The 19,377-nt window shown below is 72.4% G+C and carries 20 protein-coding genes; 14 read left to right on the top strand and 6 right to left on the bottom strand.

Features of this window, described 5'->3' with window-relative positions; all coding sequences use genetic code 11:
* The first annotated feature begins 4 nt into the window (after nt 1-4).
* The 3 genes from ACFVU7_RS21720 (at nt 5) to ACFVU7_RS21730 (ending at nt 3,342) form a co-directional block, all read left to right on the top strand.
* Nucleotides 5-790, top strand: coding sequence for a hypothetical protein (locus ACFVU7_RS21720; protein ID WP_388046516.1), 786 nt, complete (start codon nt 5-7; stop codon nt 788-790).
* Entirely contained in the window at nt 787-1,464 is a 678-nt protein-coding gene (locus ACFVU7_RS21725) for a 4'-phosphopantetheinyl transferase family protein (protein ID WP_388046517.1), read from the top strand. The genes ACFVU7_RS21720 and ACFVU7_RS21725 overlap by 4 nt, the downstream gene beginning before the upstream one ends.
* A 123-nt stretch (nt 1,465-1,587) precedes the next feature.
* Nucleotides 1,588-3,342, top strand: a complete 1,755-nt coding sequence (locus ACFVU7_RS21730) for a condensation domain-containing protein (RefSeq protein ID WP_388046518.1) — start codon at nt 1,588-1,590, stop codon at nt 3,340-3,342.
* A gap of 29 nt (nt 3,343-3,371) precedes the next feature.
* Here the strand turns inward: ACFVU7_RS21730 and ACFVU7_RS21735 are convergent, their stop codons facing one another.
* Nucleotides 3,372-4,103, bottom strand: a complete 732-nt coding sequence (locus ACFVU7_RS21735; protein WP_388046520.1) for a hypothetical protein — start codon at nt 4,101-4,103, stop codon at nt 3,372-3,374.
* Nucleotides 4,100-4,699 carry an RNA polymerase sigma factor gene (locus ACFVU7_RS21740; protein ID WP_388046522.1) on the bottom strand — a complete coding sequence of 200 codons (600 nt, stop codon included), beginning with the start codon at nt 4,697-4,699 and terminating at the stop codon, nt 4,100-4,102. The genes ACFVU7_RS21735 and ACFVU7_RS21740 overlap by 4 nt, the downstream gene beginning before the upstream one ends.
* Nucleotides 4,700-4,985: 286 nt before the next feature.
* Between ACFVU7_RS21740 and ACFVU7_RS21745 the strand changes: the two genes are divergently transcribed.
* Nucleotides 4,986-5,789 carry an SAM-dependent methyltransferase gene (locus ACFVU7_RS21745; protein WP_117493005.1) on the top strand — a complete coding sequence of 268 codons (804 nt, stop codon included), beginning with the start codon at nt 4,986-4,988 and terminating at the stop codon, nt 5,787-5,789.
* Nucleotides 5,790-5,819: 30 nt separating this feature from the next.
* Here the strand turns inward: ACFVU7_RS21745 and ACFVU7_RS21750 are convergent, their stop codons facing one another.
* Nucleotides 5,820-6,527 (bottom strand): DUF981 domain-containing protein, encoded by a 708-nt coding sequence (locus ACFVU7_RS21750; RefSeq protein ID WP_388046523.1) that lies wholly within the window; start codon nt 6,525-6,527, stop codon nt 5,820-5,822.
* Between the two features lie 194 nt (nt 6,528-6,721).
* On the opposite strand from ACFVU7_RS21750, the gene ACFVU7_RS21755 reads away from it, so the two are divergent.
* The 9 genes from ACFVU7_RS21755 to ACFVU7_RS21795 all read left to right on the top strand — a co-directional run bounded on the left by ACFVU7_RS21755 (nt 6,722) and on the right by ACFVU7_RS21795 (nt 13,520).
* Nucleotides 6,722-7,609, top strand: a complete 888-nt coding sequence (locus tag ACFVU7_RS21755) for a DMT family transporter (protein ID WP_380775962.1) — start codon at nt 6,722-6,724, stop codon at nt 7,607-7,609.
* Between the two features lie 78 nt (nt 7,610-7,687).
* A complete protein-coding gene (locus ACFVU7_RS21760; protein ID WP_074004863.1) occupies nt 7,688-8,539 on the top strand; it encodes an SDR family oxidoreductase in 852 nt (283 codons plus the stop codon).
* Nucleotides 8,536-9,330: a polysaccharide deacetylase family protein gene (locus tag ACFVU7_RS21765; RefSeq protein WP_388046525.1), complete on the top strand. Its 795-nt coding sequence runs from the start codon at nt 8,536-8,538 to the stop codon at nt 9,328-9,330. Before ACFVU7_RS21760 ends, ACFVU7_RS21765 begins: the two co-directional genes overlap by 4 nt.
* Before the next feature lie 125 nt (nt 9,331-9,455).
* Complete coding sequence (locus ACFVU7_RS21770; RefSeq protein WP_074004862.1) at nt 9,456-10,097, top strand: Crp/Fnr family transcriptional regulator; 642 nt, start codon at nt 9,456-9,458, stop codon at nt 10,095-10,097.
* Nucleotides 10,098-10,228: 131 nt separating this feature from the next.
* Nucleotides 10,229-11,074, top strand: coding sequence for a hypothetical protein (locus ACFVU7_RS21775; protein WP_074004861.1), 846 nt, complete (start codon nt 10,229-10,231; stop codon nt 11,072-11,074).
* The gene (locus ACFVU7_RS21780; RefSeq protein ID WP_143204663.1) at nt 11,067-11,345 is read left to right on the top strand and encodes a hypothetical protein; all 279 of its coding nucleotides are present in this window, start codon (nt 11,067-11,069) and stop codon (nt 11,343-11,345) included. The genes ACFVU7_RS21775 and ACFVU7_RS21780 overlap by 8 nt, the downstream gene beginning before the upstream one ends.
* Nucleotides 11,342-12,100 (top strand): hypothetical protein, encoded by a 759-nt coding sequence (locus tag ACFVU7_RS21785; protein WP_388046528.1) that lies wholly within the window; start codon nt 11,342-11,344, stop codon nt 12,098-12,100. The genes ACFVU7_RS21780 and ACFVU7_RS21785 overlap by 4 nt, the downstream gene beginning before the upstream one ends.
* On the top strand, nt 12,097-12,393 hold the full coding sequence (locus ACFVU7_RS21790) for a helix-turn-helix domain-containing protein (protein ID WP_074004860.1): 297 nt from the start codon (nt 12,097-12,099) through the stop codon (nt 12,391-12,393). The genes ACFVU7_RS21785 and ACFVU7_RS21790 overlap by 4 nt, the downstream gene beginning before the upstream one ends.
* On the top strand, nt 12,390-13,520 hold the full coding sequence (locus ACFVU7_RS21795; RefSeq protein ID WP_074004859.1) for a hypothetical protein: 1,131 nt from the start codon (nt 12,390-12,392) through the stop codon (nt 13,518-13,520). Before ACFVU7_RS21790 ends, ACFVU7_RS21795 begins: the two co-directional genes overlap by 4 nt.
* A gap of 49 nt (nt 13,521-13,569) precedes the next feature.
* Here ACFVU7_RS21795 and ACFVU7_RS21800 read toward each other — a convergent pair whose 3' ends face one another.
* From ACFVU7_RS21800 to ACFVU7_RS21810, 3 genes are read right to left on the bottom strand one after another with little or no spacing between them, the layout of a single operon-like run.
* The gene (locus ACFVU7_RS21800; RefSeq protein WP_074004858.1) at nt 13,570-14,682 is read right to left on the bottom strand and encodes a glycosyl hydrolase; all 1,113 of its coding nucleotides are present in this window, start codon (nt 14,680-14,682) and stop codon (nt 13,570-13,572) included.
* A 13-nt stretch (nt 14,683-14,695) separates the two neighbouring features.
* A complete protein-coding gene (locus ACFVU7_RS21805) occupies nt 14,696-15,640 on the bottom strand; it encodes an NAD(P)-dependent oxidoreductase (RefSeq protein WP_049658039.1) in 945 nt (314 codons plus the stop codon).
* A 22-nt stretch (nt 15,641-15,662) separates the two neighbouring features.
* Nucleotides 15,663-16,787 (bottom strand): DegT/DnrJ/EryC1/StrS aminotransferase family protein, encoded by a 1,125-nt coding sequence (locus tag ACFVU7_RS21810; protein ID WP_074004857.1) that lies wholly within the window; start codon nt 16,785-16,787, stop codon nt 15,663-15,665.
* Nucleotides 16,788-17,167: 380 nt separating this feature from the next.
* On the opposite strand from ACFVU7_RS21810, the gene ACFVU7_RS21815 reads away from it, so the two are divergent.
* Entirely contained in the window at nt 17,168-19,369 is a 2,202-nt protein-coding gene (locus ACFVU7_RS21815) for an MMPL family transporter (RefSeq protein ID WP_049658035.1), read from the top strand.
* Nucleotides 19,370-19,377 lie beyond the last annotated feature (8 nt).

Raw genomic sequence — 19,377 nt, forward strand, 5'->3', positions numbered from 1 at the left:
CCGGGTGGCCCCCGGTCCCACCGGCCTGCGGATCACCCGGGTGCTCGCCCGCCGCTCCGACGGCCGCTCGGAGACCTCGCTCGACCCGGACCTGCGGGTCTTCGTCTCCGACCTCGTCCGCCCCTACGGCCTGCCGCTGCGCGAGGACCTGCTGGGCGAGGGCGTCGGCCACTCCTACGAGGAGCTGGCCGCCGGACCGCTGCGCGAGGCGCTGGCCGAGGACGAGCCGGCGGACCTGCTGATCCTGGCCTTCGACACCCCGGACGTCCGGCCCGGCGCGCCGTCCTCGCTGGCGCTCAGCCGGTCCGTCCCGGGGAGCCCGCTCTCCTTCGCGGTCTGCGACCAGGGCGGCGCGGCGGCCTTCACCGCGCTGCGGCTGGCCGCCGCCCACCAGCGCACCGGCACCTGCCGCCGGGCCGTGGTGGTGCTCGCCGAACAGAGCGCGCTGCACTACGAACCGTCCGGGCCGGTGCCGTTGCCGGAGCGGCACGCGGTGGTGGTGCTGGTCTGCGAGGAGGCCCCCGGCGAGGGCCTGGCCGTCCGGCAGACCCGGGGCGAGGCCTCCCCGGCGGAGGCGGTCCGGGCCGAGGCCGAGAAGCTCGGGCCGGAGGCGGCGCTCCTGCTCGGCCCCGGCTTCGGCGCCGGGGAGCCCCCGCCGGCCCAGCCGTTCACCGGACTCTGGGCGGAGCTGGCCGACCACCTCCCGCGCTGGCGGGCGGACGGCCGGCCCGCGCTGCTGGCCGGGTACGACCGCCGGCTCGGCGTGCTCAGCACGCTGGCCCTGCCGTGACGGCGATCGACCTCTGGCTGATCGATACGCGTCAACCAGCTGTGCCGGCCGCTGAGTTGTGGCCGCTGCTCGACCCGGACGAACGTGCCCGGGCGGCGCGGATGGACCCAGGGGCGGGCGAGCGCTTCACCGTGGTGCGCGGCGCCGTCCGGCGGCTGGTCGCCGCCCGGCTCGGCGTGCCCCCGGCCGCACTGGTCTGGCGGTACGGCCCGCACGGCAAGCCCGAGCCCGCGGCGGCCGGTGGGCTGCGGGTCAGCTGGTCGGCCTCGGGGGCGTTCGCGGCGCTGGCCCTCGCCGAGGGGCGGGCGGTCGGCGTCGACGTCGAGCGGCTCCACGACCCCCGGACGGCCGAGCGGATGGCCGCCCGCTGGTTCCCGTCCGAGGAGGCGCGGTTCGTCGCCGAGCCCGTCGAACCGGCCGCGCGGGCGGCGCGGTTCACCACCCTGTGGTGCCGCCGCGAGGCCTGCGTCAAGGCGTACGGCGGGCGGCTCGCGCAGTCCTTCGGCGTGCCCGTGGGCGGCCCCTCGCCGGTGCTGGTGGCCGACCCGGGCGGGCTCGGCACCGGCCCGTCCCGGCTCCGCGACGTTCCCGTGGCGGAGCCGTTCCGGGCTGCCGTGGCGGCCCTCGGGGAATCGCCGATACATGTCAACTGCCGTGTGTGGAAAGAAAATTGACGATGGATCGGGCCCGTCGAGGTTTGGTCTGGACCAGCTCGCGAGGGCGCTGGTAGCGTCCCGGTCACACCCCCTGCCGAACCCTCCCCGGTCCTCCCCGGCGAGCCGAAAGGCGCGTACGACGTGACACCGCAGGACGCCCCACCGAACGATCCGACGTCACTCGGCGCGACACCGCGCGGCACGACAGCGACCCCCAGGCGGATCACCGTCCGGTACGCCGTCGAGGGCGGCGGCTCCGGCCCACTCACCCGGGGCCAGGGCAACATGGTCCTCTGCATCCGGCGCGACCCGCCCGAGGGGATCAACAAGGACTCCGTCTGGCCGGTGCCCGACGGAGTCTCGGTCCCCGCCGGGCTGGTCGCCCTGCGCCTGCTGGTCGAACGCCACGAGTCGCTGCGGACCTCCTTTCCCGCGGGCCCCGGCCCGGACGGCTTCCCGGACCGCCAGGTGGTGCACCGGAACGGCCGGTTCGCCGTCACGGTGGTCGAGGCCGGCGGTCGGAGCGAGGTCGAACTGGACGCGCTGGCCGCCGAGTTGGGCCGGGCTGATGTCGCCGTCCCGGTGTCCCTCGATGCTCCGCCGCGGGTCCGGTTCACCATGCTCGCCGCGGGCGAGCGGCTGCTGCGGCTGGTCGCCGTGGTCTGCCATGCGGGTGCCGACGGCGCTGCCACCGCGGTGCTGATCCAGGACTGGCACGCCCTCGCCGCCGGGAAGGAGCTGCCGCCGGTCACCGCTCCGACCCCGCTGGAGGTCGCGGTCGCGGAGCAGAGCGACCAGGGCTGCCGCAGGGCCGCGGCCGCACTGCGGCACTGGGCCCGGGTCCTGACCGCCGGCCCGCAGGTCGTCTTCGCCGACGCGCGGATCACCGGCCCGCCCGGCGACCACAGCGCCCTGCTGGTCCGCTCGCGCACCGCCGCGGACCACCTCGCCGCCGTCTGCCGGCGCACCGGCGCCAGTCCGTCGGTCGTCCTGCTCGCCGCCTTCGCCGCGCTGGTCGCCCACCGTTCCGGCCGTCGCGAGCTGGTGCTCTCGGCGCTCTCCGCCAACCGCCAGCGCGCCGCCCTGATCGACCACGTGGGCACCCTCGCGCAGGACGCGCTGGTCCTGCTCGACACCGGCGCGGCCGACCTCGACCAGCTGATCGGCCGCGCCAAGTCCGCCTCGCTGAGCGCCTACTGGCACAGCACCCTGGACGCCCAGCAGGTCTGGCAGCTGGTGGACGACGCCGCCCACCTGCGCGGGGCCCGGTTCTCCCGCCAGGTGGTCGTCAACGACCTGAGCCTCACCATCCCGGCCGCCGTCGCCGACGCCCAGCCGCCCCCGGCCGTCGACCCCGAACTCACCGTCCTGCCCGCCCCGCCGCTGCCGGTCCGGCTGATGTTCACCATCCTGCGGATCACCGGCAGCCTCGACTTCGCCCTGATCACCTGCCCCCAGGTGCTCGACCCCGAGGAGACCGAGGGCTTCGCCCGGGCCCTGCCGGCCCTGCTCGCGGCCGCCGCCGAGGGCCCGGTGCTGCTGTCCGACCTGCCGGCCGTGCTCGGCCCGCCGGGGGGTGAAAGGGGCGGCGAATGGCGGCTGGTCGACGGCGCCTGGATCGACCTCGCGGCCGTCCGCGAACTGCTGCGGACCGCCCTCGGGGAGCACCGACTCTCCGAGGAGGAGGGGAAGTTGGTGGTGGAACTGGCGACCGTTGACCCCTCGTTCGGCCCGGTCGAGGCCCACCGTGCGGTGGTCGCCGCCCTACCCGGACGCGACACGGCGATGGCGCCGCACCACTATGTCGTCCGGTACGCCGCTCCGGCGGGGGAGTGGACCGAGGCGGGCAGCGGGCGCGACCCGGCCGTCGTCGCCCGGCTGTCCGTGCTCACCTGAAGGGATGATCACGGCGGCCCGTACGGCGCTCACCCCCACGGGGCGTCGCGATCATCCACCGGGTCCCACGGAAGGTCCTCCCAGGAACAGGCGGAGGTCGCCCCCGAGGTGAGCCCCCAGGGGCTCGGCACCTCCTCCTCGCCGCCGTCCTGCACCGGCAGCCGGTCGATCACCGCGACCAGGGCGGGCGGTAGCTGCGGGGCCAGCCCGTGGTGCACCCGGGCGAGGATGTCGCGCCGCACGTCGTCCGGCAGCAGCGGCCGGTTCATCCGCAACGCCCGTGGGCCGGGCGGCCGTTCGGCCGTGGCCAGCTGGTCCGACCAGGCCCGCCAGTAGTCGGCGTCGTCGGTCTCGCCGAGCATCAGGTGGTGCAGGTGCAGGCAGTACGCGGCCGTCCCGCTGCCGGAGCCGGCCGCGAAGCGCCACCAGAACTCGGCGCCCTCCTCCTTGCCGGTCGCATACAGCAGCGCGCCGAACACCTCGGCCCCCTCCGGCTGGATCCGGCGCGCGTTCACCAGCAGGTCGAGTCCGCGCGAGGCGTCCGGCGCGCCCAGCACCAGGGCCACCACCAGGCCGAGTTCGAACGCCGCCTGCTCGTGCTCCGAGGGCAGGTGCGCGGGCGCGGCCGTGAGCCGCGCCCGGCGCACGGCGGCGATCCGCTCCGCGTGGGCGCGTTCGGGTCGCGGGACGCGGAACACCGTGCGCCCGCCGTCGGCCCGGCCCGGTCCGTCCGGGGCCCGGTCCTCCGGTGTCGCCGTCACAGCTCGCCGCCGCCGTCCGGGAGTTCGCCCACCCCGAGCCGTCGGGCCAGCCTCTCCCGGGCGTGCCGGAGGTTGGAGTGCACCGTCGCCACCGGCCGCCCCAGGTACGCCGCGATCACCTTCACGTGCAGGCCGAGCAGGTACCGCAGGATCACCACGTCCCGCTGCCGGTCCGGCAGTTCGAGGATCGCCGCGTACAGCCGCACCTCGTCCGCCTCGCTGTGCAGCAGCCCCTTCGCCACCTGCTTGAAGGCGCCGATCACCGCCGCGAAGGTGACCGCCTCCACCTCGACCGGCTCCTCGGCGGCCACCCAGTCCGCGACGTGCCGATTGGCCAACCGCCAGGCGTACGCGGCCGGTTCCTCGAACCGGAGCACCTGCGACCAGCAGCGGGCCAGGTCGGCCTTCACCGCCGAGACCACCAGCTCCGCGTCGGACTGGCTGCCTATCCGGGTCAGGGCCAGGGCGTGCCAGGCGGGTTCGTGGGTCTCGCAGAAGGCCGCGTAGGGGAGGCCCAGGCGAAGTTCGGGGTCGGAGCGGAGTCCGGGGTCGGTGTCGGCCGTCGGCTCCGCCGCCGTCCCGCGGAGGTACGCCACGGCCGTTCCGCCCCGGTGCCTGTGCGTCGGGGCGCCCCTGTCGATCGTCATCGGGCCTGCTTTCCGTGGCCGCCGGCTGCGCACCGGGCCACCCGAGGGTCGGGCTGTCTGCGCCCATCCTCATTCCATCAGGCCTGTCACTCCAGGCTGCAATCCGAATACAGATTGTCATCTCATGGGAACCAGCGGTTGGTTGGAATGCCCGGAAGCTGTTCGGAACACGAGGGGCCGCGCCTATCGTGGGCGGGGAGGATCGATCGGGCACGGCACCGGGGGGAGAACACGGATGGGTCTCTACGACGGGGTGGACCTGCGGCTCAACGTTCCGCACTCGGCGCGGATGTACGACTACTTCCTCGGCGGGTTCACCAACTTCGCCGCCGACCGCGAGGCCGCCGGGCACGCCCTCGCCGTCGCGCCCTGGCTGCGCGCCGCCGCCCGCGTCAACCGCTCCTTCATGCAGCGCTCGACCCGTGCCCTCGCCGAGCTCGGCTTCGACCAGTTCCTCGACATCGGCACCGGCATCCCCACCTCGCCCAACCTGCACGAGGTCGCCCAGGGCGTCCGGCCGGACGCCCGGGTGGTCTACGCCGACAACGACCCGATCGTGCTCTCGCACGCCCAGGCCCTGCTCACCGGCACCCCCGAGGGCCGCACCGCCTACGTCGAGGCCGACGCCACCGACCCGGCCCGGCTGCTCGCCGCCCCCGGACTGCGGGAGACCCTCGACCTGTCCCGCCCGGTCGCGCTCTCCCTCAACGCCCTGCTCCACTTCGTCCCCGACACCCACGGCGCGTACGAGCTGGTCGAGCACCTCAAGTCCGCCCTCGTCCCGGGCAGCGCCCTGGTGGTCACCCACGTCAGCCCCGAGTTCGCACCCGAGGACATCGCCACACTGACCCGGATCTACGAGGCGGCCGGCACCGCGGCCCAGGCCCGCACCCGGCTGCGGATCGCCCGCTTCTTCGACGGCTGGACCCTCCTGGAGCCGGGGCTCGTCCCCATCGCGCAGTGGCGGCCGTCCCCCGACGAGGCGCCCGTCGCCGCCGAGGAGGTCTCGCTGTACGCGGGGGTGGCCGTCCGGCCGTGACGGGGGCGCCCCGGCCACACCCGCGGCCGGTCACATGGTGTTGACGATGAGCCCGATGTGGGTGAAGTAGTTCAGCCCGCCGAACGCCAGGAAGGCGAGGCCGGCCAGCCCCCACGCGACGCCGATCACCGGGCTCATCCACCGCCGGGGGTCCCGCAGCGCGAAGGGGAAGAGCAGCGCCCCGATGCCGACCAGGACGTACAGCCCGGACATGAAGCTCGCCTCCAGCCACGGCCAGTCCGAGAACTCCCCGGAGATCGGCTCCTCCGGCGGGGCGGCGAAGAGCGTGTACTTCCAGCCCGCGGCGGCGATGCCGAAGCAGGCCAGCCCCATGCCGAAGACGAACACCGAGATCGGCGCGGCCACCCGGACCGTCCGGTCGACGCCGTCCGCGGCGAGCAGTTCGCTGCCGCGCTTCCAGAGGTAGAAGGAGGCGGTCAGCAGGAAGACGCCGAACGCCAGGGCGGGTTCGCCGAAGATGACGTTGTCGAACGGGAACCCCTGCCCGGCCAGCGGCCAGGTCAGGGTCATGTGCAGGCCGGTGGTGACGAGCGTGAACCCGAGGGCCCCGAATGCCAGCGCCCAGCCCTCGAGCGTGGTGCTGCGCCCCTGGACGAGGAGTCGGCGCCCCAGGGCGACCACCAGCAGGAGTCCGGCGCCGGCGGCCACCGACATGATCGTGTTGTAGGTCGGCATCCTGGCCCAGTCGATCTTCAGACCGGATGCGGCGAGCGGCATGGCGTGCTGAATCATGGATCAGGGATGACGCGACACCGTCCGTCGGCAAACCGCGCGCCGCCCGGGTCCACCCGGCGGGCCCAGCCTTTCCCGTCCGACCCCGCTCCCGTCCCACCCGCTCCACCCGTGCGACCCCGTCCCCCCGGGCCCAGACTGGTGGTGGATCGACGCTGCCCCGGGAGGCTGGGAGAGGCATGCTGCTGGGACTCACCACCGCCTTGGTCGCGACCGTCTGCTTCGGCTTCGGGGCGGTCTTCCAGGCGCGCGGGGCGCGGTCGGCCCCGCGCGCCGACCGGGTCCGGGCGGGCCTGCTCGCCGCGCTGGCGCGGTCCTGGCAGTTCCTCCTCGGCACCCTGCTGGACATCGTCGGCTTCGCGCTGAGCATCGTCGCCCTGCGCACCCTCCCGCTCTTCCTCGTCCAGGCCGTCACCAACGCCAGCCTGGCCGTCACCGCCCTGGCCGCCGTCTGGCTGCTGGGCGCGCGGCTGCGCCGCGGCGACCTCGCGGGCATCCTCGCCGTGGTCGTCGGCCTGACCCTGCTGGCGCTCGGCTCCGGCCGGGAGGGCCGTGACCACGCCGCGCCCGCCTTCCACTGGGCGCTGCTCGCCACCACCGCCGTCCTGCTGCTCGCCACCCTGGTCCTGGTGCGGCGGGAGGGCAACGCGGCCGCGGCCGGCCTGGGGCTGCTGGCCGGGGCCGGCTTCGGCGTGACCAGCCTGGCCGTACGGGTACTGGACGTTTCCGGCCCGGTCGCCGTGCTCACCGACCCGGCCGCCTACGCCCTCGCCGTCGGCGGCCTCGGCGGCTACCTCGCCTACGCCCTGGCCCTGCAGCGCGGCACGGTGACGGCCGCGACCGCCGCCGGGACGGTGACCGAGACCTTCGGCCCGGCGCTGGTCGGCGTGACGGTGCTCGGGGACGCCGCGCGCCCTGGGTTCGAGTGGTGCGCGCTGACGGGCTTCGCGGTGGCGGTGGGCGGCACGTTCGTGCTCTCCCGCTTCGGCGAGCCGGAGGGCGGGCCCGCGGAGCCGACCGCCCCGCACCGGGACGCCGAGGCGGAGCCCGCCGTACCGCCCCGGTAGCCCGGACGGCTCCGCCGTGCGAAGGTGACTTGCCGGACAAAACGGACGGCTAGGCGGTCACAGAGCGGCAGGTGCCCGATGGCGGAGGAGCCCCACTCCCGACCCCGGCGGTCGGACCCGAAGGAGGTCACCGACCTCGCGGCTCCCGCGGACCGGAAGGCCCTGAAGCCCCCGCCGGACCCGGCCGACCGCCCCGTCGCGCTGATCACCGGCGCCTCCTCCGGGATCGGCCGCGCCACCGCCACCCGCCTGGCCGACGCCGGCTGGCTCACCCTGCTCTCCGGCACCGACCGCGCCCGCCTCGACGAACTCGCCGACCGCACCGGCGGCCGCGCCCTGCCCGAGGACCTGAGCAAGCCGGACGGCCCGGCCCGCCTCGCCGAGGCCGCCCTGGCCGACACCGGCCGGGTGGACGCCCTGGTCGCGAGCGCCGGCCTGGGCTGGCGCGGCCCGTACGCGCAGACGCCCTCCGACACCCTGGACCGGATGATCGAGGTCAACCTCGCCGCCCCGCTGCGCCTGGTCCGGCTGCTGCTGCCCGGCATGCTGGAGCGCCGCCGCGGCCGGATCGTGCTGCTCGGCTCGATCGTCGGCCAGGTCGGCTCGCGGGAGGAGTCCGGCTACGCGGCCACCAAGGGCGCGCTGACGATGTTCGCCGAGAGCCTCTGGTACGAGCTGCGCGGCACGGGCGTCGGGGTGCGCCTGGTGCTCCCCGGCGCGGTGGACACCCCGTTCTTCGAGCGGCGCGGCACCCCGTACGAGCGCGACTGGCCGAGGCTGGTCCCGGCGGACCGGGTCGCGGACGCGGTGGTGGCGACCATCACCACCGAACGCGACCGCCTCTACGTCCCGCACTGGCTCGGCTTCCCGTCCCGCCTCCACGGGGTGGCACCGGGCGTGTTCCGCCGGATGGCCGCCCGCTTCGAGTGAGCGCCGCCGCCGTGCACCGGACGGGCACCGCCGCCGTCGCCGCCACTGCCCTCGCCGTCGGCGCGGAGTTCCTGCACCTCGCCCCGGCCGCCGTCCGCCTGCCGCCACTGCGCCGCACCCTGGCCCGCCGCACCGCCGGCCACGGCGCCGCGCCCGGCCACGTCGCCCTGACCTTCGACGACGGCCCCGATCCGGCCAGCACCCCGTACGTCCTCGACGCGCTGGACGAACTCGGCGCCCGCGCCACCTTCTTCCTGCTCGGCGCGATGCTGGAGCGCGCCCCCGGGCTCGGCCGCGAGCTGGTGCTGCGCGGCCACGAGGCGGCCGTCCACGGCTGGCACCACCGGCAGCAGTGGTACCCGGCCCCCGCCCGCGACCTGCGCGAACTGCGCCGCGCCAGCGAGGCCGTGACCGAACTCTGCGGCGCCCGCCCGCGCTGGTACCGCCCGCCGTACGGCGTCCTGACCGCCGGCCCGGCCCTGGCCGCCCGCCGGCTCGGCCTGCGCAGCGTGCTGTGGACGGCCTGGGGCCGCGACTGGACGGCGGAGGCCACCGGCGAGTCCGTCTACGCGACCGCCCGCCCCGGCCTCACCGGCGGCGCCACCCTCCTGCTGCACGACTCCGACTGCACCTCCGCCCCCGGCTCCTGGCGCGCCACCCTCGCCGCCCTCCCACTGATCGCCGCCCACTGCCGCACCCACCGCCTCACCCTCGGCCCCCTCCGCGACCACCGGGTGGTGCTGTTTCCCGGCGGTGGTTCTCTCGGGATTGGGGTCCCCGGCCGGAGGTAGCCGCCTGGGAACACGCGGGGCGCGCTTCGTCGCTGTGCCGTGCCTTCCGGAACTGGCGGGATGAAAACGGTACAAATCTGAGTGGAGGGCAGGGATGGCTTGCCCTGGGCGCTCGAGGAGCAGCGATGCAGAAGTTGGTGGATGAATTTCGACGCAGAGGGAGAGAAGTCAACTACAAAAACCGAGAGTTGATCCTGGGTCAGGGGAGCAGGGGGGATCATGTTCTACTGCTGACTCACGGCTTCGTGCGTGTCGTTCGGCGACTCGCCGACGGGCGCAGCAGATGGATGGCGTTCAGGGGGCCGATGAACCTGCTCGGTGAAATGTCGGTGCTGGCCGGTAAACCGAGGAATGCCGATGTGACGGCGCTGGGGTCGTGCAAGGCCGTGATGGTGCGATGCGATGACTTCCTGATGATGGTTCAGAAAGGCGATTTCACCCGCGAGCTGCTGGTGTGGGAGCAGGGGCAGCGGGTCGATGCCGCACTCGCGCGCATCTGGCTCAAGGACCATTCATTGGAGGTCGGATTGGCGCGAACTCTGCTGTATCTCGCCGGAAACGGTTCCACGATGAAGATCGAGGGGCTGACTCGGGAGGTGCTCGCGCAAGCGGTCGGGGTCACCAGAAACGCACTGTGTCCTGTCCTGAAAGGCCTGAAGGATGCGGGAACCGTTGCTACCGGGCGGGAGGCCCTCGAGATCAAGGACATCCGTGCACTGCGCGACATGGCGAGAGGGGTGGGACGCGTGCGCCATTGCGCACGTTAGATCGAATTGTGAGGAGCGCCACAAAAGGCTGTTGTGCACAGTGCTGTGCATTAGCCGCGGCTTCCGCTGGAAATTCTTGTGGCCAGCTGGCCGGCAGTGGGCCGGAGAACCAGTGAATTTCAGGAGGTCACATGTCGTTCCAGGAAATTCCGTTGCCCTGGTCGAAAAGTGTTCCGCTCTCCCGCTATGCTGCGATGGTGGCGGTGGATGCCATGGGCTATACCAGACTCCCCTCACTACTGCACGCCCCTACGAGCGAGCTTGTCCCCGCTCTTGTGGACCGGGCACTCGAATCAGCCGGGCTAGGTGGCCTCAGGCAGAACGGGTACTTCTCGGAGAGTTCCGGTGACGGAATTGCGATCGGGTTCGATCCCGCCCATCTGCCTTTCGTGATCTCTCCCTTCCTGTCGACCATGGAGGCAGTGGTCGGTCGGTACAACCAGGTGTCCAAGGGGCCTGGCATCCGTTTTCGCATCAGCGTCCACGTCGGGCCTGTGGCGAATTCCGCTGATCAGGTCTGCGGAAAAGGATCGGCGCGGAACGATCTGCATCGTCTGCTGGATTGCAGGCCACTGCGGAAAGCTCTCATGGCGGGTGGCGCGAAAACCGATGTGGTCGCGGTCCTCTCCGATCGGGCTTACGAGGACGCGGTGCTCGGCGGATACGTCGGGTTGTCTCCGGATGAGTTCACCGAGGTACTGGCGGAGGTCGACGGAAAAGAGTTCTCCCAGCGCGCCTGGGTGTATGTTCCGAGGCTTTCCGGGGAGTTGCTGAGAAGTGGATTGGGTGGGAAGCCGGAAGAAAAATCGGGATCATCTCCTGAGGGGCGACCGGGAGGAATCCCGACGCCGTTGGAGCTCGCCAGGAGGAGCTTCCGGCAGGACGTCAAGAACGGAATCGGTGTAGTGGGGGACGTGGCCGGAGGATTGCACTACACGAATCCCTGGGTCCCGAAGCGGCGGCGAATCGATGGATGAGCAGGAGGTTGACCAGTGCCGACGTCAGGCGCCGGAAGTGCGCGCCCAGCTAGCCGAGGAAAGCGTCGCGATTTCCGGCCGGGTGTCCGGCGGTGTGCACTACTACAACATCGCAGGTGAATCGCTCCTGCCCGCGGTCCGCACTCGAGAGCCGGAGCCCGTGACGGTGTACACGAGGATCTGCGCGGCGCTGGTTCGACTTGTGCAGGTATGTAACAGGGCTTCGGAAGCCTTGTGTGGTGGGCAGCGAAAGAAGGGGGCGGCCTCGTGAACCTGGGAAGAAGGACGGGGCTGGAGGCCTCTCTAGACGGCCGTATCGAACTGCTCGACAGTCGGGCGGAGTTTCGCTTCCTGTTCCTTTTCGAAGGGACTCACGTAGCGCTTTCCATCCGAGCGGCAAGGGAAGCGCTGTATCAGGACCCACCGGACGAGGAGATCCGACGGGCCATCTGGCGCGAGGCGATTCTTCGGTGCGGAGACTGCCCGGAGACAGGGAACGCAGCGGATTGGAGGGTCATTTTGACCTGGTTGGCATTCCCCGGTGTGCGACGCACCGTTCGGCAGATTTCCGAGCGCTTCGGGGTCGACCGCGATGACGTCGAAGCGGAGACGGCTCTTGCTGTGCTGGCGGCGCTGGAGGCGGTGGATCCGGAAAGTCCATCCATCGGGGGTGATCTGCTCAGGTTCTGCAGGGGCAAGGCCTGGGCCTACGGTCGAAGGTTCTCTCGGGAGCATTCTTGTGGTGATCTTGCCACGATGGCGGCCGACCAGATTGATTCCTGCCCATCGGCTCGGAACGGAGTGAAGGCGGCCAAAATCTGGCCGGTTCTTCCCAGTCTTGTGCATTCGGATGAGGTCGCGCCGAGGACGTCGTCCACGGTTCTCCGACAACGCGTTGAGGGTGAGCGTATCGGATCGATCGCGGAACGTCTCGGTCTGCGGGAGATCGTTCTCAGCCGGCTCGCCGAGGATCGCGGAAGACTGGTCGGTCGACTTTTTCTTCACCCGGAGGACGGACGGCGATGACAGCGAGACCTGTTACCTTCGCGGAAGCCTTCGAGCTGCCTCTGACCGTGGACGTGCGGACGGCGGCCCGAGCGTTCGGTGTCTGCGTCGCCACCGCGTACAAGATGATTCATGCCGGTCGTTTCCCCTGCCTGGTGCTGAGGTTCGGACGGTGTTACCGGATCCCGACGGCTCTCCTGCTGCGGGCTCTCGGAATCGAAGAGCGTCCGATCTACGCGGCCGACATGGCGGAAGGTGCCGATTTTGCGGCTCGATGGGGGTCGGACACTCCCTGTCAGGAGGATGTGTCGTGATGGACCGGACCAGGGGATCGACGGACCTCCACAGCACTCGGGTGAGATGCCTCATGATCGGGCCGATCGGTAATAGTCTGGCGCCGTCGGGGAGTTCCGCACTCAAGGCGTACGAGAACTACCTGACGACCTTAGAGAAGGTGGTTGACCCGGTGTGCCGCAAGTACGGCATCGAGCCCGTCAGGGCCGACCAGATCGCCCACTCCGGAGCGATCACCGACGAGTTGCTCGAGCACCTGGTGCGGGATGAAATCGCCATTGCGGACTTGAGCGGAGGGGACCCAAGCGTCATCTACGGACTGGCGCTTCGCCATCTGGCCGGTCGGCCGACGATCCAAATCGGCGAACACGGAAGGGTACCCTTCGACCTTCCCTCGATCCGAACTCTCAAGTTCAAGCGGACGGAGGCTGGACTCGTCGATGTCCGGAAGGACCTGGAACGAGTTGTCGCAGGAGGGCTGACGGACAGTTTTTCCGGGGCTTTGCCGCCGGGGATCCTGCGGAAGCTGCTTCCGTCCGGAGGCGGCGGTGCCGTACCTCCCGCTCCATATGATGACGGCCTGGCCGAGCCCAGGATTCTGGACCAGATTTCCAAGCTGGACGATCAGCTGAGGTCGCTTCTGGTCGACATGGATGCCGTGACGACGCTGATCGAGACCATTGGGAAGGCAGCTGATACGGCGGACGAGGTGGAGCGTCGAATCGCCCGGTCGGGTGATCCGGTGGGCGCAAAAGCGGCTGCGCTGGGTTCATTCGGGAGAGCGGTGTCCTCGCCGGTGGTCGAGCTGGAGGCGGCAGCGGAGAGGTTCGCGGAAAGCGTGGCGGGAATCGACCTCAGGGTGAGGACCGTGGTCTCGCTGGCCGACGCGGTACCGAAGGACAAGCGTGCTCCCGAAGTCCGGAGGTTCGGTGAGGAGCTGAACGGAATGGCCGTGCGGATGAGGAAAGGGTCAGCGAAGGTCGAGGAGTTCGGTTCTGCGGCCGACCACCGTTTCGGGGCGGGGGGCAAGAAGCTCCGAGGGCCAGGCAGGTCGGTGTCGGCAGCGGTCCACCAGCTGACTGCCGCTATGGCCTATGGCAGGGCGTGGGAGCAGATGGCCTTCGGCGATGAGGGAGACCATCCCTGACACGGGCTTGTGGGAGCGCGCCGGAAGGAGAAGCGGGCTGAGCGGTTCGTCACCGATCGAGGTGCCCCATGGCCGCCAGCCCGACTCGTTCCAGCGCCCTTGCGAAGCCCCGGCGCCACGCCTCCGGTGTGGCGCCGGCGGACGGTGCGGGCTCGGGGCGGCCGAGGGCGGCCAGGGCGTTGCGGACCACCTCGGCGGGGCGGGCGGTGGCGACGTCGGCGTGGCCGAGCTCCAGCTCGTGCTGGAGGTTGTCGCGCCCGTGCCCCTGCACCACGTCTAGGAGCAGCAGCCGCCGACCCAGCGCCCGGGCCTCGCTGCAGGTGTCGCCCGAGCTGGTGACCACCAGGTCGGCGGCGGCCATCAGCGCGGGGACGCGGTCGGTGTAGCCGAAGGGGTGCAGCCGGGGCTCCCGGCGCGCGGCGGTCCGCAGCCGGCGCTCCAGCTCCCGGTTGCGCCCGGCCACCGCGAGCACGTGCGGGCCTGCGGCGGCCAGCGAGGCGGCGGTGCGGGCGAGCGGGCCGAGCCCCCAGGAGCCCGACATCAGCAGCACGCAGGCGGCGCCCGCCGGCACGCCCAACTCGGCGCGCGCCGCGGCCCGTTCCGGCGGCCGGTAGAACGGCTGCCGCAGCGGCGCCGGCACGACGGCGACGTCGGCGTCCGGCCGGTACCGCCGCACCGCGCACGCCGCGACCTCCGAGGTGACCAGGAACAGGTCCGTCCCCTCCTGCACCCAGAGCCGGTGCGGCGTCACGTCGGTGCAGAACACGAAGTGCCGGAACTCCCGCTCCGGTGCCTGCCGCAGCAGCCGGTTGACAGCCGAGGTCGCGGTGGCGAACACCGAGACCACCAGCTGCGGCCGCTGCGCCGCGATCAGCTCCCGCAGCGCCGGGACCAGCCGGGCGCGGGCCGCCGCGTCGGCGAGCAGGGCGAGCCGGGCGCCCGGCCGCAGCGCCGAGAAGTGGAAGGCGTCGTACACCCCGGGCAGGTCGAGCAGCCGGCGGAACACCGCCTCCCCGGCCGCGCCGGAGCGCTGCCCGAGCAGGGCCATGGCGTCGACCGTGCCGGTGGTCCAGCCGCGTTCCCGCAGGGTGTCCGCGCAGGCCTGCGCCATCACGTCGTGGCCCTGCCCGAGCGAGCCGGAGACCAGCAGGGCGTGCGGCATCGGGCGGCCCCCGTCAGGCGCCGGCGGCCGAGCCGACGGCGGCCCGGTACCAGTCCGCGTACTGCCGCACGCCGGCGGTGAAGTTGGTGCTCGGCGACCAGCCCAGCAGCCGTTTCGCCTGTGCCGAGGAGATCCGCCGCCCCGCGTAGTCGGCCTTCCGCCCGTCGATGTGCTCGATGGTGACGGGCCCCAGCAGGGCGTCCACGGTGTCGGCGATGTCCCGCACCGAGACGGCCGCCGAGCCCTCCAGCGCGAAGGTCTGGTCCTCGGCGGCGGGGGAGAGGGCCCGGACGTGGGCGTCGGCGAGGTCCTCGACGTAGACGAAGTTGCGGCTCTGCCGGCCGTCCCCGGCGATGGTGATCGGCCGGCCGGTCAGCGCGGCCTGGACGAACCGGGCGACGACCAGCTCGTCCCGCATCCGGGGGCCGTACGGGATGCCGTAGCGCAGGATGGTGAAGTGCTGCCCGTAGAGCTCGCGGTAGCTGTGCACCAGCATCTCGGCGGCGAGCTTGGTGGCGACGTACAGATGGCCGCTGTGCTCCAGCTCGATCGGCACGTGCTCGTCCAGCTCCTGTTCGCCGCCGTCGATCTGCCCGTCGGTGAGGGCGGCCCCGTAGACCCAGACGGTGCTCGCCAGCACGGTCCGGCTCAGGCCGCTGCGCCGGGCGGCCTCCAGGACGGCCTCGGTGCCGTCGATGTTGGTCCGCACCGCGCGGACGGGGTCGGCGGAGACCTGCTCGACGTCGGCCATGGCGGCCAGGTGGTAGACCACCTCGCTGCCGGCCAGCGCCGCGGTGAGGGCCCCGAGGTCGAGGATGTCGAGCCGCGCGTGCTCGGCGTCCGGGTTGAGGTACTTGTCGGTGGTGTCCACCGCGAGGACGTCGTGGCCGGCCGCGATCAGGTGGTCCACGACGTGTGAACCGATGAACCCGCAGCCTCCGGTGACGGCTATCCGCACGATCCTGCTCCCTTCGCTCCGGCTACCCGGCCAGGCGCCGGTACACCGCGGAGACGGCGTCGACCACCTGCTCCGTCTCGTCATCGGTCATGTCGGAGTGCACCGGCAGGCAGACCTGCCGGGCGCAGACGTCCTCGGCCACCGGCAGCGGCCCGCGCCGGTAGGGGGCGAGCACCGGCTGGAGGTGCAGCGGCAGGTCGTAGACCTCGCCGGACAGCCGCACCCCGTGCTCCTCGGCCACCGCCCGTTTGAACTCCGCGCGGTCCACCCCGGGCGGCAGCAGCGCCACGTACTTGTAGTAGTTGCCCCGGCAGCCGGGCGGTTCGAGCACCGGGTCGAGGCCGTCCAGCCCGGCCAGCGCCGCGTCGTAGCGGCGGGCGACGGCCCGGCGGGTCTCGATGAACTCCTTCAGCCGGCGCAGGTGCACCGCCCCGATCGCGGCGTGCGGCTCGCTCATCCGCCAGGAGTAGCCGAGCTTCACGTGGTGGTTGGTGGTGAAGGAGCCCTTGCCCTGGTCGCGGTAGATCCGGGCCTCGTCGCGCAGCTCCGGCGACTCGGTGAGGATCATCCCGCCCTCGCCGCTGGTGGTGACCTTGGTCGGGTAGAAGGAGAAGGCCCCGGCCAGGCCGAAGGTCCCGGCGGCGCGCCCGTCGAAGCTGCTGCCGTGGGCGTGCGCGGCGTCCTCGACCAGCGGGATACCGCGCCGGTCGCACAGCGCCCGCACCGCGGTGACCTGCGGGCCGACCAGCCCGCCGATGTGCACCAGGACGACGGCGGCGGTGTCCGGGGTGAGCGCCGCCTCCAGGGTCTCGGGGGAGAGCGCGAGGGTGGCCGGGTCGACGTCGGCGAAGACCGGACGCCCGCCCGCGTGCACCACCGCGCCGGCGGTCGCGTAGAAGGTGACGGCGGGGACGACCACGTCGCGGCCCCGGACGTCGATGCCGCGCAGGATCACCTCCAGCGCCGCCGTGCCGCTGCTCACCGCGACGGCGTGCGAGGCGCCGTGCTCGGTGGCGAAGGCCTGCTCGAAGCGCTCGGTCCACGGACCGAGGGTCAGCGCGCCGGTGGTGAGCATCTCGGTCACCGCTTCGGCGACGGCCGCACGGTCGCTCTCGTCGAACACGATGCGGGCGGCTGGAACGCCCATGGGGCACCTCCGGCGGCGGGCTGCGAAAGCAGCACCGATCGGGTCGGATCCTCCCGAACCGCACGTCAGCGGACGGGTCAGGCACATCACGCTACTTCGCCCACCGGTCCGCGGCCCGCCGCCGCGGACCGCTTGGGTGACCGGATCTGCTTCCGCCGCAGGTCCGGGGGCTGCTTCCGGGGTAGGACGCGCGCTCCTCCGTACGGGGGAGGGCACTACTGCGTCCGCAGTACGCAAACGGCCTGCGCAGGGACGACGACGGAGTAGGGGTCGGCGATCAAGGATTGGTCATGCTGCGGCGGACCGCGTCCACCAGGACGTCCGGCCGGCCGCGGCACCTCCCGATCCCGAGAACCGCATCCGAAGGAGTCCGCTCTCCCGTGGCCACGTTCCTCTACCGTCTGGGCCGATGGACCTTCGTCCGGCGCCGGCTGGTGACCTTCCTCTGGGTCGCCGTGCTGGCGGCCGTCGGAGTCCTCGCGGCCAAGGCGCCCGCCGCACCCGACGACGGCTTCGCGATGCCCGGCACGGAGGCGCAGAAGGCCTTCGACCTGATGAACGAGCGCTTCCCCGGCGGCCACGCCGACGGGGCCTCGGCGCGCCTGGTGTTCGTCGCCCCCTCCGGCCAGAAGATCACCGCCGCGCCGAACCAGCAGGCCGTCGAGCGCACGGTCGGCGAGCTCGCCGGCTCCGAGCAGGTCACCAGCGCGGTGGACCCGTTCAAGATGAAGGGCGCCGTCTCCGCGGACGGCACCACCGCCTACGCCACGGTGAGCTACTCCGCCAAGGCCGGCGAGGTCTCCAAGACCGCCACCGACACCCTGGAGCAGGCCGCCCAGCACGGGCGGGACGCCGGCCTCAAGGTCGAGATCGGCGGCACCGCGCTGATGGCCAAGCCCGACGCGGGCGGCAGCAGCGAGGCGATCGGCATGGCGCTGTCCGCCGTCGTCCTGGTGATCACCTTCGGCTCGCTGCTCGCGGCCGGCCTGCCGCTGCTCACCGCCGTCATCGGCGTCGGCCTCGGCATGGCGCTGATCACCGCGCTCGGCAGCACGCTCGGGCTCTCCACCACCACCGGCACGCTCGCGATGATGCTCGGCCTCGCGGTCGGTATCGACTACGCGGTGTTCATCGTCTCCCGCTACCGCGCCGAGCTCGCCGAGGGCCGGACGCCCCAGGAGGCGGCGGGCCGGGCGGTCGGCACGGCCGGGTCCGCGGTGGTCTTCGCGGGCCTCACCGTGGTGATCGCGCTCGCCGGCCTCTCCGTGGTCGGCATCCCGATCCTGGCCAAGATGGGCATGGCCGCCGCCGGGACGGTCGTCATAGCCGTGCTGGTCGCGCTCACCCTGGTGCCCGCGCTGCTCGGCTTCCTCGGCCGCAAGGTGCTGCCGCGCAAGGCCCGCAAGGCCCGCGGTGCGGCGGCCCCGGGCGCGAAGGAGAACGGCGGTGCCCGCTGGGCCCGCTTCATCCTGCGCCGCCCGCTCGCGGTGCTGCTCGGTGGCGTGATCGGCCTCGGGGTGCTCGCCGCCCCGGCGCTCGACCTGCGGCTCGGCCTGCCGGGGGACGAGTCCAAGCCCACCTCCACCACCCAGCGCCGCGCGTACGACCTGCTCTCCGAGGGCTTCGGCCCCGGCTTCAACGGCCCGCTGACGGTCATGGTGGACGCCAAGGGCGTCGCCGACCCGAAGGCCGCCGCCGACGAGGTCGCCAAGAAGGTCTCGGGTCTGCCCGGGGTCATCGCGGTGACCCCGCCGATGTTCAACCAGGCGGGCGACACGGCCCTGCTCAACGCCGTCCCGGCGACCGGCCCGAGCGAGGCCGAGACCAAGGACATCGTGCACGCCATCCGGCACGACGCGGCCGGCCTGAAGACGGCCACCGGGGCGACGGTCCTGGTCAGCGGCACCACGGCGATGAACATCGACGTGTCGCAGAAGATGTCCGACGCGCTGGTGCCCTACCTCGCCGTGGTCGTCGGCCTCGCCGTCATCCTGCTGATGATCGTCTTCCGCTCGCTCCTCGTCCCGCTGAAGGCGGCGCTCGGCTTCCTGCTGTCGGTGGTCGCCGCGCTCGGCGCCGTGGTCGCGGTCTTCCAGTGGGGCTGGCTGGCCAACCTGATCGGCGTGGAGCAGACCGGCCCGGTGATGAGCATGATGCCGATCTTCATGATCGGTGTGGTCTTCGGCCTCGCCATGGACTACGAGGTGTTCCTGGTCACCCGCATCCGCGAGGGCTTCGTCCACGGCGAGGAGCCCGGTGAGGCGATCGTCACCGGGTTCCGGCACAACGCCCGGGTGGTCACCGCCGCCGCGTTCATCATGATCGCCGTCTTCGCGGGCTTCATCGGGATGAGCGAGCCGATGATCAAGATGATGGGCCTGGGCCTCGCCGCGGCCGTCGCCTTCGACGCCTTCATCGTCCGGATGACCATCGTCCCGGCCGTCCTCGCCCTGCTCGGCCGCCGCGCCTGGTGGCTGCCGCGCTGGCTCGACCGCCTGATACCGGACGTGGACGTCGAGGGCAGCAAGCTCGTGACCGCCGCCCCGGAGCCGGCCCCGGCCCGGGAGTCCGTCACCGTCTAGGGCGCTGC

The sequence above is a fragment of the Kitasatospora sp. NPDC058046 genome, assembly GCF_042885595.1.
GTDB lineage: Bacteria > Actinomycetota > Actinomycetes > Streptomycetales > Streptomycetaceae > Kitasatospora.